We start from the raw sequence: 15174 nt of genomic DNA, 5'->3' as shown, positions 1-15174 counted from the left end.
TTTTCACTCCTACAGGTCGTTGAGCATTTTTTGAAGACGGCCCAGGTGCTGCCGTTCCTCATCCTTGCAGGCTCGTACGGCGTCTCTCTCGGATTCGGGGACGAGATTCTCCATCTCAGAGAAAAAGAGCAGGGTATCCTTCTCGAATCCCATGGCCATTCTGATGGCATCCTTCTCATCCTGGAGAGCGGCCATGCCTTTTTCCATGCGTTCGTCGGAGAACAGGGCGTGGCCTTCTATGAGGGATTCCAGATAGACGGAATACTCTTCCTGCGATGCCCAGGCTGGCAGCTCTATGGTGCCAAGACGATCCATCAGGCCCTGGAAAATCTGTTCGTGCTTAGCCTCTTCATCTGCCAGGTATTTGAAAAGCTCAGCCGTTTTTTCGTTCTGGGCCGAACTGACCAGTCGCATATAGAAAGCGCGCCCTTTTCTCTCTATTTCCACTGCTGATTTGGCGATTTCGTTGGCGTGAAAAAAATATGCCATGACATCTCCTGATATGGTTTGAATCCATGTAATGGCGACAGGGACGAAGCGAGCTGTTCCGGCCCGGCTTCGTCCCTGAAGCACACAGTTTTCTAAAGCTCGTTGGGCAATTCCTTGAGCTGTGCGTAGCTGAAAACAGGTCCGTCCATGCAGACGTATTTAGACCCTATATTACAGCGACCACAGATGCCAACGCCGCATTTCATGCGTTTTTCGAGCGTGGTCAGGATCTGGTCATCCTTAAAGCCGAGTTTTTGCAGGGCTTGCAGGGTAAACTTGATCATGATCGGCGGACCGCAGGTGATGGCCACGCAGTTTTCGTTGGACGGGGCCATGTCGAGGAGAACATTGGGGATCAATCCCACAGAGTGTTCCCATCCCTCGTACTCTGCGTCAATGGTCAGAGTTGTGTCGAGGTCGTCACGTTCCAGCCAGTCCGGCAATTCATACTTGAAAGCCATGTCTACCGGGGATCGTGCTCCATACAGAAGCGATATTTTCCCGTAGTCGGCCCTGTTGTCGAGCATGTACAGCAGCAGGGTGCGCAGGGGAGCCATGCCGATGCCTCCACCGACAAACACGATATCCTTGCCCTTGAGATCTTCATAGGGAAACCAGTTGCCCAAGGGGGCGCGAACGCCGATCTGATCACCAGCGGATAAGGTATGCAGTTTTGCCGTCACTTCGCCCGAAACCATGACGCTGAACTGGAGATAATCCATGCGTGTGGGCGGTGAATTGATGACAAAGGTGGACTCTCCGGTGCCGAACACCGAGAGCTGGCCAACCTGGCCGGGATGGAAGGTGAAGTTTTTCATCTCTTCTTCGCTGTTGAGCACGACCCGGAACGTCATGATATTCGGCGTTTCCTGAATGGTCTCGATGATCGTGCCCACGGCCGGAAGATAGGGATTGGCCGTTTCTTTGTTGTTGGACTCTTGCAACACGATTTATTCCTCCGCTGCCGTCGGTGCGGCAATGGCTTTTTTGACGATGGCGCGAATATCGACCGACACGGGGCAGCTCTTGATGCAACGGCCACAGCCTGAGCAGGCCATGTTTCCGCCATGGATGGACGGATAGTAGCTGAACTTGTGCCCGACGCGGTTTTTCAAGCGATGCGCTTTAGTGGGCCGTGGGTTGTGTCCGCTGGCCTCCATGGTGAAGAGATTGGACATGCAGTTGTCCCAGGTCCGAAGTCGGACTCCTTCCATACCGAATTTTTCATCTGTGATGTTAAAACAGTAGCACGTGGGACAGAGATACGTACAGGTGCCGCAACTGATGCAGCGATCGGAAACCTCTTCCCAGAATTCGGCATTGTCGAACAGTGCGAGCAGGTGTTCCGGTGCGGTTGAGATATCCGGGGCCTCTTCCATGCGGTCTTCGGCCATGGATTTGATGCCTCGGGCTTCTTCAATCCGGCTTTCTCCGTTTGTCAGCAGGGAGCTGTTCAGCAGGGTTTCGCCTTTTTCGGTCACCGATTCCAAAAGCCAACCGTCCGGCAGAGCGGTCATCTGGACGTCAGAACCTTTCGTATCGGCAGGCCCGCCGCCCACCCAATTGCAAAAGCATGTGGTGGCGGGCCTGTCGCACACAAGGCTGATGAACAAAGTCTGCTCTCGGCGGTTCAGATAGTTCTGGTCCGTGACTTTGTCAGTGATATACACCCGATCAAAAGTGTTGAAACCGGCTGCATCACATCCTCTGCCGCCCACGACAAGAGTCGGAGCAGCATGTTTCTTTTCTTCGATATTCAGGCGAACTCTGCCCAGATCCTGTTCGTCCTTCTCGTATTTGAAGGTCATCAAGGCTTCACATTGAGGAAAGACCGCACTCTTGGCCGAGACTGTCGGGCGCAAGCGCAGTTCCGGGGCCTGTTCTTCGCTGAATGGACGGTAGACGACCGCATCGCCTTCCTGCCTGGGAACAAGGGTCCGATAGGTTTCGGACAGCTCCGCCAGCCAGGGAACAAGTTGATCTTGTGGTAAGAATTTGGCTGCCATTACCATCCCCTCTCATTGATGTTGTCTTCTTCCACCTTGAAGGCCTGTAAGGGCGGGGTCGCTTCAATGATGGTTCCGGCCTTGTAGTCGAACAGGGTATTGATTTCCTTGTTCAGTTTGCGTTTGAGCAGCAGCAGGGGGATGCCCACCGGACATGCTCGCTCGCATTCTCCACATTCGGTACACCGACCGGCAAGGTGCATGGCGTGGATCATCTGGAAGAACCATTTGTTCTGAACGGTATCTTCCTGGGTAATCCAGTGGGGATCACGGCTTTGGGCCACACAATGATCCCGGCATACGCACATGGGACAGGCGTTGCGACAGGCGTAACACCGTACGCAACGATCCATTTCCTTGAACCAGAATGCGAGCTTTTCCTCGTTGGACTGGGCTTCGAATTCTGTCACGTCCGAATAGTCGTCCTCAGCGGATTCCTCGATGGGATCGCCGATGAAAACGTCACTGACCAGAGCGTTGTGGTGTTGACACCGTTCACATTTCGAGGCGGATATATCCTTGAGCCAGAGTTTGTGCGCCTGCCCATCCACTGTAATTCGCAGGGCTTCTTCGCCTGTTTCCACGGCTTCCACATAGTCGAGTGTACCGACTATTCGCTGTATCTTGCGGATGGAGATAACCCCTTCACACGGAATGGTGAAGATGGTGACATCATCACGATTGATCAGTTTTTCCTGCAAAAGTTCGATGATGGAGCGGCTGTCGCATCCTTTGACCACAATACCAACCTTTTTGCCTTTGAGTCCTGGCAGGTAGGTGGCAAGGTTGTGAACGCACAGGGGACCCCACATCATCTTATCGACATCCTCCTCGGTACGCATGAACAGGGGGTTGGTGCGCAGGGGGTCAAACCCCTGCTCCCAGCCGATGACCATGTCCAGGTCCGGGAGTTTCTCTTTTATTTTGGTTTTCAGTTGCTCCAGATTCGACATTGTATTCTCCGTTGGTGAGGTCGTTTAAACGGCAGCGGCCATGGCATCGGCCCGAGCCAGAAGCTCAGGGTCCAGCTTGGGCGCAGGCCCCAGCTCGTGGATGCGTTCGGTGAACGTCTGGACCACAGTTTTCCATTTCTGCCCTTCGGAGGCGGAAACCCATGTGTATTCGAACCGGCGCTCGTCAATACCGAGGATCGGCAGGAATTGCTTGAGCACTTCCAGGCGTCTGCGGGCGTAGTAATTGCCTTCTGAATAGTGACAATCACGGGGATGGCATCCGGAGACCAGGACTCCATCCGCGCCGTTGACCAGGCTCTTGAGCACGAACAGCGGATCAATGCGTCCGGAACAGGGGACGCGAATGATACGAAGGTCCGTGGGTTGCTGGAATCGTCCGACGCCGGCAGTGTCCGCGCCGCCGTAGGAACACCAGTTACAGAGAAAGCCGACTATTCGTAGTTCCGGACTGGCGACTGCTGACATAAGACATTGACCTCCGCGAGAATCTGGTTGTCGGTGAAGTGTTGCAATTGAATGGCCCCCTGCGGGCAGGTGGATGTGCAGATGCCGCATCCCTGACAGATAGTCTCAATGACATTGGCCTTGGGCATGCCGCGGAAGTCCATTTCTTCGATTGCACCGAAGGGACAGGTCGCTATGCATTTGCCGCAACCGATGCATCGTTTGATGTCCACAGAGGATATCTGCGGGTCGCTTTCAAGTTGATCCTGGGAAAACATCGCGAGAACCTTGGCTGCGGCAGCACTGCCTTGGCTGACCGAAGACGGGATGTCCTTGGGACCCTGGCAGGACCCGGCGAGATAGACTCCGGCGGTGTTGGTTTCCACCGGCCTGAGTTTGATATGGCTTTCCATGTAAAAACCGTAGCTGTCATAGGAAATACGCAGCTTTTCCGCGAGTTGTGGCGCTCCGTGGGCTGCTTCGGCTCCGACCGCGAGGACAACGAGGTCTGCTTCGATCTCAACCTGGCTGCCAAGCAGTGTATCCGCTCCACGGACAACATATTTGTCACCTTTGGGATAAATCATGGCGACGCGGCCACGAATGTACTTGGTGTCGTATTCTTCCATGGCTCGACGGGTGAATTCGTCGTACAGCTTTCCTGGTGCGCGGATATCCATATAGAAGACATAGGATTGTGAATCCGGCATGTGATCCTTGGTCAGAATAGCCTGCTTAGCCGTGTACATGCAACAGAAGCCTGAGCAGTATGGCCTGCCAATGGATTTGTCTCTTGAACCGACGCATTGGATGAAGACCACGGTCTCCGGCTCCTTGCCATCGGACGGACGTTTGACGTGTCCGCCGGTGGGGCCGGAGGCCGAGAGCAGTCGTTCGTATTGCATTGAGGTGATGACGTCCGGGTATCGACCGCCCCCGTATTCTCCGTAACGAGTGAAATCAAAGAGGTCATAGCCTGTGGCTACGATAATCGCTCCAACGGCTTCTTCCACAGCCTCGTCTTGCTGTTCGAATCTGATAGCTTTGGTGGGGCAGACTTTTTCACAGACGCCGCATTTGCCACTTTGCAATTTTTTGCAGAAATCAGCGTCAATAACCGCTTTTTTAGGAATGGCCTGGGGAAACGGGATGTTGATCGCCGTGGTGGTGCCGATTTCCTCGTTGAAATAGTCCTTGCTTTTCTTGCTCGGACATTTCTCCATACACAGACCGCAGCCTGTGCAGGCATCCCAGTCCACATAGGTGGCTTTCTTCTTGACGGTGATATTGAAATTGCCCACATACCCTTTGATGTCCGCGATTTCGGAACTGGCATAAAGGGTGATGTTCGGGTGCTGGGCCACATCGACCATCTTGGGGCCGAGGATACAGCTTGAGCAGTCCACTGTGGGGAAAGTCTTATCCAGCTTCGACATCTTGCCGCCGATGGATGAAGTCTTTTCCACGAGAACGACATCAAGTCCACCGTCCGCGCAGTCCAGGGCTGCCTGAATTCCGGCCACGCCGCCGCCGATGACGAGCACGCGTTTGTTAATGTCGAATTTCTTAGGTGTCAGCCCTTTGTCATGGGCGAGCTTGGCCGCAGCCATGGAGACCAGATCAATGGCCTTGGCTGTATTGGCTTCCGTATCTTTGCCGATCCACGAGACATGCTCGCGGATATTGGCCATCTCGAACATGTATTTGTTGAGACCGGCGCGTTCCACAGTCCGGCGGAAGGTCGGTTCATGCATGCGCGGGGTGCAGGATGCAACCACGACGCCGTCAAGTCCATGTTCCTTGATGGCGTCGATGATGCCGTCCTGGCCCGGTTCCGAGCACGCGTACAAAGTGTCGCTGGCAAAGGCCACATTGGGCATTTTGCGGGCCTGTTTGGCCACTTCGGCGACATCGACGGTTCCGGCTATGTTGCTGCCGCAGTGGCAGACGAAAACTCCGATTTTCATATTGAATGACGCTCCTTGGATCCTGCCTGGCTAGGCTTGGGCCTGTTGGGTTTCACGCATTGTGCGAAATGCCTTTCCAGGGTCCACACACAGTTTGTCCATCATTAGGCTGGCGTCGCTGTGGCCGAGCGCCATGCCGATGAGCTGTGTGTAGTAGAAGATGGGCATGTCGTGTTTGCTGTTGTTGGCCCTGTTGATCTGGTCCTGACGCATGTCCAGATTCATCTGGCACAGAGGACAGGCCGTGACCATGGCAATGGCTCCACAGTCTTCTGCTGCATCAAGAAGTTTGCCGGAAAGTCGGGTGACGATGTCATTTCTGGCCACACCGAATGACGCGCCACAACACTCCACCTTGAGTGGGAAGGGCGCAACTGTCGCACCGATGGCTTCCATGATCCGGTCCATGGCGATGGGATTCTCGCAGTCGTCAAAATCCATGACCTCGGGCGGGCGATTCATGATGCATCCGTAATAAGGGGCCAGGGTCAATCCTTCCAGCGGTTTTTTGACCATGCCCTTAATGCTGTCCACGCCGAGTTTCTCAAAGAGAACCTGCATGACGGACATCACAGGAAGATCGTTTCGACAGGAACCGCCTGCCAATGTATCGACTTCTTTCTTGAACTCGGGATCACGCATGCGGTGGCTGGCCGTTTTGAGGTTGGTCAGGCAACTGGGGCACGGCGTGATAATACCCTGAACATCCAGGGTCTCGGCCTGGATGATGTTTCGGGCCGACAGGGCGGCGGACAAATGGTGGTCCACGGTGTGAGCCGGGGTGGAACCACAGCAACTCCAGTCCGGGATATCCACGAGCTCGATACCCAGATCGTGGCACACGGCGCGGGTGGACTGATCGTATTCGATCGAGGTGCCCTGACCGGAACACCCCGGATAATATGCAAAGGTAAGAGGGGAACTCACGAACGACGCTCCTCGTTGAATCGTTGGAAAATCTTTTTGACTTCATCCTTGCCCACGATGTCATGGGCTTTGAAACCGAGCTTGCCCCGAGGCATGAGCTTGAGGCCAAGGTCGATATCAGTGAAGAGTTTACCCGTCTTGGTCGCATAGGCTACCATCAAGCCGACTTCGAAAACCCGGCCATGGCGTTCAACGGATTGCAGGAAGGCGTCCCAAAAAGTCTTGACCTGAGGCTCAGGAGCGTATCCCTCTCGCCGGGCCATGTGCCGCAAAACATCCATGATGCGCGCGACGTCGATTTCATTGGGACAACGGGTGGTGCACGATTCGCAGGAGGCGCACAACCAGATGGACCGGCAGGAAAGGACCGTTTCGCGTTGTTTCGCCTGGAGGTTGCGCATGACCTGACTGACCGGGATGTCGTAAAATGAGTTGTACGGACATCCCGCGGTACAGTTTCCGCATTGATAGCATAGGCTCAGGTTCTGCCCGCTCTCTTTCTCCACTTGGCGAATGAACGCGTCGTCACCGGCATCGTTCATGTGTATCGTGTTCATGTATCGATCTCGCATGGTTTAGCCGAAGCCTGGGCTTCGGTGTTGGTTTCTCTATATGTTGTCGTTCCCGAATCGTTCCGAACATGCGATGAAATCGGGTGGCGATCAGCCGGGATCGTTGACGACATTGTGGCGGGCATGAGTCCCCGGGAAAGGGACGGCTTTCCCGGGGTGTTCTGCTGGCCGGTTTACATGGCTGCTTTGTAGATCTCGTCGACATCCATATCGGTGGGACAACGCGGGTTGGTCAGACCGCAGGCGTCTTTTTGTGCGTTGCCGGTCATGACCTTGATGTCCTTGGGGCTGACTTCCTTGCCGTAGCGTTTGCCGAGTTCGACCAAACCGGAAGGTATGCCGACATCGGAGGAAAGTCTACGGATGGCCACAAGGCATTTTTCGGCTGCTTCGATGGGGGACAAACCGTCGAGGTTTTCACCCATGATTTCGGCCAGCTTGGCGAAACGATCGACTTTGGCAATAAGGTTGAATTTTTCAACATGGGGCAGGAGGATCGCATTGCATTCGCCATGGGGCAGGTCGTAGAAACCGCCAAGCTGGTGAGCCATGGCGTGGACGTGGCCCAGGGAGGCGTTATTGAACGCCATACCTGCGAGATACTGAGCGAAACACATGCCTTCGCGAGCATTGATATCCTGACCGTTGGCAACTGCCGGGCGCAGGTGCGTGAAGATGAGTTCGATGGCCTTTTCTGCACATGCGTCGGTCATGGGGTTGGCAATGGTGGAGACGTATGCTTCCACAGCGTGAGTCAGCGCATCCATGCCGGTGGCGGCAGTCAGGGACGGCGGCATGCCGACCATCAACATCGGATCATCAAGAGCGATACCTGGGGTGACACGCCAATCAACGATAGCCATCTTCACCTTTCTGGACAAGTCGGTGATGATGCAAAAACGAGTCATTTCGGAAGCTGTTCCGGCAGTGGTGTTCACTGCAACGTAAGGCGGCAGGGGCTTTGTGGACTGGTCAACGCCCTCGTAATCATGAATCTTGCCGCCGTTGGAAACAACCAGGCCGATGCCTTTACCACAATCATGGGATGAACCGCCACCCAAGGTGATCAGGCTGTCGCACTTGGCTTTTTTGTAGACATCGACACCTTCGTGGACATTGGCGTCAGTCGGGTTCGGGATGGTCTTGTCATAGACTTCATAGGACATCTTGGCATCGTCGAGCAGATCGGTGATCTGTTTCAGAATACCCGTTTTGACAATACCCTGATCAGTTACGATAAGGGGTTTCTTACCGCCCAGGTCGCGAATCTTGCCGGGAATTTCCTTGGAAGCACCGATGCCGACGAGAGTGACACTGGGAATGAAAAATCCATAAACTTGTTCCTGTACAGCCATGATACATCTCCTGAATTGAAGTTAACGAATGACGGAATATCCGTACTGGTTACCAACTGAGGCTGAGACCTCTGTCAGCAGATAGCGTGCCAATGGATTTTCATCATTGTTTTCAGGGTGTTCAACTTTATTTGAACACTGTGCTTTCCGTGTGTGGGGCATTTTGTCCCATACTCGGTGGGGGGGTGGCTTTGTCATAACTATAAACAATACGAGTAATGATACGAATTTGTAGATTATTTTATGGTAAGTGTCGTAATGACACACAGCTTGAGGCTGATGGGTCAAAGTGACTTCCAGGTTCTTTTTTAGCTTTCTATACCGTATTTGAGAATTTTTCTGTAAAGAGTTTTTCTTCCTATTCCAAGAACTTCCGATGCTTTTTGTTTGTTGTTGTCATAGTAGGACAGGATGCGCAGGATGTGTTCCTTCTCAACAGTCTCCAGCGACATGGGCGGCGGAGAGTCTTCGCATGTGGCGCTGCAATTGAGAATTTCCTTGGGCAGAGCCTGATCGGTAATGACGTTATTGTCCGTCAGAATCAATGCCCGCTCAAGCACGTTTCTCAGTTCGCGCACATTACCCGGCCAGTCATAGCTGAGCAGAAGCTGCATGGCTTTGTCCGCTACCACGCATTGATCGCCGCCGCCGCTGAGTCGGCCGAGGAAATAGGCCACCAGCAGCGGAATGTCTTCCTTGCGTTTTTTCAGGCGAGGGATGTGGATATTGAAGACGTTGATTCGATGGAAAAGCGCTTCGTTAAATTGGCCGTTTTCCACTGCCTTTGCCAGATTTCGATTGGTTGCGAACAGGAATCGGACATCAGCCCTGCGTTCTTCATTTTCACCCATACGGCGATATGTCTTGGTTTCAATGACCCTGAGCAGGGAGGCTTGCACATCCTCAGGCAGGTCGCCTATCTCATCGAGAAACAGAGTGCCTTTGTGGGCCAGGGAGATCAGCCCCTCTCGAGCTTCGGAAGCACCGGTGAATGCACCTTTTCTGTGTCCGAATAACTCGGAGCGGACCAGTTCGCGCTGGAGCATGGCGCAGTTCTTGATAATCAGGGGATGGGAAGCACGTTTGCTCTGACTGTGGACCGTGCGAGCCACCACATCCTTGCCCGCGCCGCTTTCGCCCGTAATGAGTAGGGGGATCTCCGAAGGACGGAGTTTGCCGATGAGAAATCGGATATGCTTAATAGGATCGGACTTGCCGATCAGGGAATCATCGTCAGAAGCTTCGTGAGTATGGCGTAATCCCTTGTTTTCACGTTGCAGCCAGACTCGCTGGAAAGCACGATCGAGGACCAATTCCAACCGGTCCAGCTTGAAGGGTTTGGTAATATAGTCATAGGCTCCGATCCGCATGGCTTCGACCGCACTGTCAATATCGCCATGCCCGGTGATGAGGATGATTTCGATATCCTGCAATTTTGCCTTGAATTCGGTAAAGAGGTCCAGGCCGTCTCCATCCGGGAGCTTGATATCGAGAATGAGGACATCATACTCGTTTTTAGCGACCATTTTTCTGGCCTGTTGTGCGCTTTTGGCCGTATGGACGATTCGTTCGTCGGAATTCAGTTCCCGTTCGAGCAGTTTGAGGATGCTTTCCTCATCGTCGACCGCGAGCACTCTGTAACTTGTCTGCATGCTAATCCTGTTGAATCGGGAGGGAAACAATGAAACTCGACCCTTTGCCGACTTCACTGGTGACTTCGATCTCCCCTTTATGTTCCTTGACGATATTGTAGCAGGTGGACAACCCGATGCCGATTCCCTTTCCCACGGGTTTTGTGGTGAAAAAGGGGTCGAAAAGTTTGTCTTTGATGTCTGCAGAAATGCCACAGCCGGTATCTTTCACTTCAATGGCGATCATGTCGTCGTTCTTGTGGAAAGTATTGACGGTAATCGTTCCGACCTCGCCGTCCAGGGCGTCGCTCGCGTTGGTCAGCAGGTTGAGAATGACCTGTTTGAGTTGCGGTTCATCGGCTTTGATCAACGCCAACTCAGGCTGGAGAGTGACGTTGAGCGTCAGATTGGTTGATTTTTTCAGGTGAAATCCGAGAAGATCGATCGTCTCGCGAATAATTGAATTGAGAAACACTACGGTAAAGACCGATGACCTGGGGTGTCCGAAGTTGAGCAGGCTGCGGACAATTTCCTGGCATCGATTGCATTCCTTGAGAATGATGCCTGTGCAGTCGGCGAAGTCGTCAATGACCTCGTCGGGAATCTGTCCGTCAAGTTTCGAGAGCCGTCGCTGAATACCTTCGGCAAAACCGGAAATGGCCATGAGCGGATTATTCACCTCATGGGCGACGCCCGTCGCCAGGGTTCCGACGGTTGCCATCTTTTGCGCCTGATAATATTTAGCCTGGTATTCTTTTTCGAGTGTCACATCCCGTTTGAAAATCAGGACACGGTTGCCGGACTGGTCAGGTATCTTGACTGGGGAAGCGATCATTTCAAACTGGCGGTTCCGGTTGCCTATGCGGAATATGGCTGTTTCCTTGCACACCTTGTTGGTGGAAAGAGAGCGAAAGGCCGGACATTCCGGGCAGGGAGCGTTGGTATCGCGAAAGAGTGTGTAGCAGTATTTGCCTTTGTGTTGTTTGCCCTTCCCGAAGAGTTGTTCAAATTCATGGTTGACGGCAATGATGCGCAGGTCCTCGGACAGGACCATCATGATATCAGTGATACCGTCAAGAATGGCAGCAATTTCCCGGCGCTGGTTTTCCGACTTTTGGCTGGAGGTTTTCAGCTCTTCAATCGTATGCTGTAATTCCTGGAAAAAGCCGAGTTTTGAGTGCTCAATGCCGATCAGGTCGGCCAAAGTGGTCGGGGTCATCACCATGCCTCCTCGCATATGGACATCAGGTCCTGCCAATCGGCTGCTCTCGGGTTGGTCAGGTGGCAGGCATCGTGGGTCGCGGTTTTGCAGATGTCTTCCAAGGTCGACTTATCCGGGAGAAGTTGTCGAAGTTGGGTATTGAGGTTCAAATCCTTGAAGAGCTGTTCCAGTGTATCGATACCGATTTGGGCGGTATGTTTGTCCGGACACAGTCTGGCTCCGGCGATTTGTCTACCGATGTCCCCCATTTTTTCGACACAGGAAGGCATATTGTAACGCATGACCGAGGGAAGCAGGACCGGGTGAACCCAGCCATGCAGGACATCATAAATTCCGCCAAGAGAGTGGGCTATGGCGTGCAGGGAACCCAATCCTGCATTGCTGAATGACATGCCTGCCGCAGTGGCGGCGATGGAAAGTTGTTCCAGCGCCTTAATGTCTTTTTCTTCGGCAGCGGGAAGGATGTTTGCCGTGATCAGATCAATGGCCTTGAGTGCCTGCATTTCGGTAAATGGCGAAGCGAGTTTTGAAACATAGGACTCCACCGCGTGTGCCAGTGCATCTATGCTGGCGGCCAGGATCAGGCTCCTGTTCTGGGTTACGAGGATCTGTGGGTCGATGATGGAAATGTTGGGAACGAGCGAACGGCTGATGATGGACATCTTGACCTGCCGTTTGACGTCGGTGATGATACAGTATTGGGAGATGTCGGAGCTGCTGCCCGCAGTACTCGGAATCAGGATCATGGGAGGCAGGGGGCGCATGATACGGTTTGCCCCTTCGTAATCTCGTATCTGCCCTCCGTTGCCGACGATAATGCCGATACCCTTGGCTGCGTCCATGGGGCTGCCCCCCCCGAGAGCAATGATGACGTCGCACCCTTCCTCTCGGTAGAGTCTGGCTCCCTCGTGCACCTGACTGTCACGGGGGTTGGAATTGACGTTGTTGAAGTAGACGCAATCAAGATTATTTGCCCTGAGGATACCCCGCACGCGGTCAACCCACCCCGCTTCCTCAAGTCCTTTGTCACTGACAAAGAATATCCGTCGAGCGCCGACGCGCTGCGCACATTGGGGGAGGTGAGTGATGGACCCATGTCCGAAGATTATGTCCGGTATGGCGAATTTTGTACTGAGCACGGTACAGTCTCCTCAAGAGTCAGGACGTGTGAGCCAACGGCTTATCGTGAACGGGATGATACGTTGACCCCATTTCACTTTTTTTTCAAGCCACATTGCGATGAGAGCAATTCCCAATTGATGTTTGAATGATTTCGAGCCGCTGCGGTGTCGGGTTGAATACGTCAAGAAGGCGTCGGAACTGTTTTTAAACCTGTGGAAAACTCCAAGCTCTCCGTGTTTGGTGATCTTATACTGTTCTGCTTGTCAAGAAAATCGGGAGAAGCGAGAATTTCCCATTTGGAAAGTTTTTTTGTCCGGGCAGAGGGAGAAGAGCTTTTTTTACCCGTGTTTGAGATGGAAGTACAAGGTCTTGAAGTGAGAGGGGAAAAGGCCTCTCGTAATAAAATGGTGCATTCTAAAGAGTTCGTTCGCGCCTGTCAGGGGATCTTTTTGCGTGACAGGGGGAGCTTGGCATGAAAAAGGGCTGACCGAGACACCCGGTCAGCCCCATGAAGCTCGTTCTGGTTGTCCTGTCTAGTTCAGCAGGTCCGGACGGGCGATCTCGATCTGGGCTTTTTCACGCAGACCGGTCATGAAGGCGTTCAGCACTTCGTTTTCGTAGTTCTGGCTGGCCTGTTGCATCCAAGCGTCCTTTTGTGCCTCCCATGCTGCTTCAGGAGCGGGAATGCGTTTGGCGACGCGAGCAACGATGATACCGGAGGGCATGACATACGGCTGGTCCAGCCATGCGTTGTCTCTGGCAGCAAAAGCGGCTGTGGCCATATTTTCATTCTGACCCAGTTCCGCGACAGTGCCCTTGCGATCAAAAGGCGTGGTTGTCTTGATCTGGCCTTTGTATTTCCTGGCGGCCTCAGGAGAGGCTGCAAGTTCGGCGAGAATGTCCTCGGCGGCTTTTTGGGCAAGCTCCGTGGCTTTGTCTTTTTTGATATTGTTGATGATCACCGGCTTGACCTGTTCCAGTTCCATGGGGGCGGCCGGAATGTCTTCAGCTTTTTCCACGAGCATATATCCGCCATCGATGGCCAGAGGAGTCTGGTGAGCTTCTCCCACGGGGATGGACATCACCACTTTGGCGGCTTCCGGGGTCATACCAAAGGCCTGGGGCAGGAATTTTTCCGGGATGGGACGGGACGTTACTGCCAACATACCCAGCTCATCCGCCACATCCTCCAGCTTCATACCGGAGACAAGGCGGTCCATGGATTGGTCGAGCATGTCAGTGACCTTTTCGGACGCTTTTTCTTCGGCCAAAGTATTGGAGATCTCGTCCTTGACCTGCTCCAGAGTCTTGGTTTCTGCTTTCTTGTGGTCTTCCACCAGAATGATGTGCCAGCCGAACTGTGTCCTGATCGGTTGGGAGAAAGAGCCCTTGGGGGTGGTGAATGCCGCGGTCTCGAATTCCGGGACCATGTCACCACGACCGAACCACCCCAGTTCTCCTCCCCGAGGGGCGCTGGGGCCTTCGGAATACTTTTGAGCCAACTTGCCGAAGTCAGATCCTGCCTTGGCTTTTTTATAGATACGATTGATCTTGTTTCGAGCTTCCTTCTGGACATTCTCGGGATCATCTTCTTTTGACAGAATCAGAATATGGCGGGCTTTGACCTGTTCCTTTTGGATCATGGAATCAGCATTGGCATCATAATATGCCTTGATTTCCTCATCAGAGACGGTCTGGTAGGCCGCGAGGTCGGATGGGGTGAAAGACAGGTAACGCAGGCGAACCTGTTCCGGCACCATGAATTTCTCTTCATTGGCAGTGTAGAATTTTTCCACTTCATCTTCGGTCACATTCACACGCTTCATGAAATCGGCAGGGGTCTTTTGGATATAATCGATGGTGATCTGTTCTCCCACCCAGTCGTATATCTGACGTGCCTGCTCCGGCGTCACGACGCCGGTCTGACGGACCATGTTCTTGACCTTGTCGGAGATGTATTCATTGCGGAAATTGGCCTCGAACTGCGGAGGAGTCATGCGGATGGAGCGCAGGGCCATCTGATAGATGTTGCGGTCGAACTGTCCCTGCTGGTTCCAGAAAATGGATTGGCGGGTAATGGCTGCGAAAACTTCTTTCTTGGAAGCGGAAATACCAAGGCGGCTCGCTTCGTCAAGGAGCAGTCGGGAATTGATCAGTTCACCGAGAACCATCTGTTTGAACTGTGGTGTCTGCAACTGGGCGCTGGTGACGCTCGGGTTGGACTTGCGCATCCCCTCTGCGGCTCGTTGGAAAGCATCCTCGAACTCGGCTCGGGTGATGATTTGGTCGTTGACGGTGGCAAGGACAGGATCATTGCCTGTGTCCATACCGCTCATACCAAAGGCGAAGACAAAGACGACGATGAGGATGGCAAAGATGACCTTGACGACCCAGCCCGACGCGTTTTCACGCATTATCTCAAGCATTACTACTCCAGAAACTCTTTGTCCGCCGCCTCACCCGAT

At 53.5% G+C, this 15174-nt stretch carries 13 protein-coding genes; all 13 read right to left on the bottom strand.

Translation table 11 applies throughout. From position 1 onward, the window contains the following. Positions 1-9 precede the first annotated feature (9 nt). A complete protein-coding gene (locus tag BN4_RS09355; protein WP_015415144.1) occupies positions 10-489 on the bottom strand; it encodes a ferritin-like domain-containing protein in 480 nt (159 codons plus the stop codon). A 92-nt stretch (positions 490-581) separates the two neighbouring features. Continuing rightward, on the bottom strand, positions 582-1436 hold the full coding sequence (locus tag BN4_RS09350; RefSeq protein ID WP_015415143.1) for an FAD/NAD(P)-binding protein: 855 nt from the start codon (positions 1434-1436) through the stop codon (positions 582-584). Between the two features lie 3 nt (positions 1437-1439). Then, positions 1440-2495 (bottom strand): 4Fe-4S dicluster domain-containing protein, encoded by a 1056-nt coding sequence (locus BN4_RS09345; protein WP_015415142.1) that lies wholly within the window; start codon positions 2493-2495, stop codon positions 1440-1442. Then, positions 2495-3448, bottom strand: coding sequence for a 4Fe-4S dicluster domain-containing protein (locus tag BN4_RS09340; RefSeq protein WP_015415141.1), 954 nt, complete (start codon positions 3446-3448; stop codon positions 2495-2497). The genes BN4_RS09345 and BN4_RS09340 overlap by 1 nt, the downstream gene beginning before the upstream one ends. A gap of 24 nt (positions 3449-3472) precedes the next feature. Next, positions 3473-3934, bottom strand: a complete 462-nt coding sequence (locus tag BN4_RS09335; RefSeq protein WP_015415140.1) for a hydrogenase iron-sulfur subunit — start codon at positions 3932-3934, stop codon at positions 3473-3475. Further along, positions 3901-5880, bottom strand: a complete 1980-nt coding sequence (locus BN4_RS09330; protein ID WP_015415139.1) for a CoB--CoM heterodisulfide reductase iron-sulfur subunit A family protein — start codon at positions 5878-5880, stop codon at positions 3901-3903. The genes BN4_RS09335 and BN4_RS09330 overlap by 34 nt, the downstream gene beginning before the upstream one ends. 30 nt (positions 5881-5910) lie before the next feature. Then, positions 5911-6807, bottom strand: coding sequence for a CoB--CoM heterodisulfide reductase iron-sulfur subunit B family protein (locus BN4_RS09325; RefSeq protein WP_015415138.1), 897 nt, complete (start codon positions 6805-6807; stop codon positions 5911-5913). Beyond that, positions 6804-7364, bottom strand: a complete 561-nt coding sequence (locus BN4_RS09320) for a 4Fe-4S dicluster domain-containing protein (RefSeq protein WP_015415137.1) — start codon at positions 7362-7364, stop codon at positions 6804-6806. The genes BN4_RS09325 and BN4_RS09320 overlap by 4 nt, the downstream gene beginning before the upstream one ends. Before the next feature lie 188 nt (positions 7365-7552). Continuing rightward, the gene (locus BN4_RS09315; RefSeq protein ID WP_015415136.1) at positions 7553-8734 is read right to left on the bottom strand and encodes an iron-containing alcohol dehydrogenase; all 1182 of its coding nucleotides are present in this window, start codon (positions 8732-8734) and stop codon (positions 7553-7555) included. Between the two features lie 308 nt (positions 8735-9042). Further along, complete coding sequence (locus tag BN4_RS09310) at positions 9043-10386, bottom strand: sigma-54-dependent transcriptional regulator (protein WP_015415135.1); 1344 nt, start codon at positions 10384-10386, stop codon at positions 9043-9045. 1 nt (position 10387) lies between these two features. Continuing rightward, positions 10388-11584, bottom strand: a complete 1197-nt coding sequence (locus tag BN4_RS09305; RefSeq protein WP_157871334.1) for a two-component system sensor histidine kinase NtrB — start codon at positions 11582-11584, stop codon at positions 10388-10390. Then, a complete protein-coding gene (locus BN4_RS09300) occupies positions 11584-12726 on the bottom strand; it encodes an iron-containing alcohol dehydrogenase (RefSeq protein ID WP_015415133.1) in 1143 nt (380 codons plus the stop codon). The genes BN4_RS09305 and BN4_RS09300 overlap by 1 nt, the downstream gene beginning before the upstream one ends. A gap of 516 nt (positions 12727-13242) precedes the next feature. Then, the gene (locus tag BN4_RS09290; RefSeq protein WP_015415131.1) at positions 13243-15135 is read right to left on the bottom strand and encodes a SurA N-terminal domain-containing protein; all 1893 of its coding nucleotides are present in this window, start codon (positions 15133-15135) and stop codon (positions 13243-13245) included. Positions 15136-15174 lie beyond the last annotated feature (39 nt).

It is taken from the genome of Pseudodesulfovibrio piezophilus C1TLV30 (genome assembly GCF_000341895.1).
In the GTDB taxonomy this organism is placed as follows: domain Bacteria; phylum Desulfobacterota; class Desulfovibrionia; order Desulfovibrionales; family Desulfovibrionaceae; genus Pseudodesulfovibrio; species Pseudodesulfovibrio piezophilus.
The sequence above is the reverse complement of the archived record's forward strand: the minus strand, read 5'-3'. Positions and strand labels throughout refer to the sequence as shown.

Excerpts from the sequence above, each read along its gene's own strand:
- BN4_RS09355 (WP_015415144.1), bottom strand. The coding sequence starts at position 489 with ATGGCATATTTTTTTCACGCCAACGAAATCGCCAAATCAGCAGTGGAA.
- BN4_RS09345 (WP_015415142.1), bottom strand. The coding sequence starts at position 2,495 with ATGGCAGCCAAATTCTTACCACAAGATCAACTTGTTCCCTGGCTGGCG.
- BN4_RS09340 (WP_015415141.1), bottom strand. The coding sequence starts at position 3,448 with ATGTCGAATCTGGAGCAACTGAAAACCAAAATAAAAGAGAAACTCCCG.
- BN4_RS09335 (WP_015415140.1), bottom strand. The coding sequence starts at position 3,934 with ATGTCAGCAGTCGCCAGTCCGGAACTACGAATAGTCGGCTTTCTCTGT.
- BN4_RS09330 (WP_015415139.1), bottom strand. The coding sequence starts at position 5,880 with ATGAAAATCGGAGTTTTCGTCTGCCACTGCGGCAGCAACATAGCCGGA.
- BN4_RS09320 (WP_015415137.1), bottom strand. The coding sequence starts at position 7,364 with ATGAACACGATACACATGAACGATGCCGGTGACGACGCGTTCATTCGC.
- BN4_RS09315 (WP_015415136.1), bottom strand. The coding sequence starts at position 8,734 with ATGGCTGTACAGGAACAAGTTTATGGATTTTTCATTCCCAGTGTCACT.
- BN4_RS09310 (WP_015415135.1), bottom strand. The coding sequence starts at position 10,386 with ATGCAGACAAGTTACAGAGTGCTCGCGGTCGACGATGAGGAAAGCATC.
- BN4_RS09305 (WP_157871334.1), bottom strand. The coding sequence starts at position 11,584 with ATGACCCCGACCACTTTGGCCGACCTGATCGGCATTGAGCACTCAAAA.
- BN4_RS09290 (WP_015415131.1), bottom strand. The coding sequence starts at position 15,135 with ATGCTTGAGATAATGCGTGAAAACGCGTCGGGCTGGGTCGTCAAGGTC.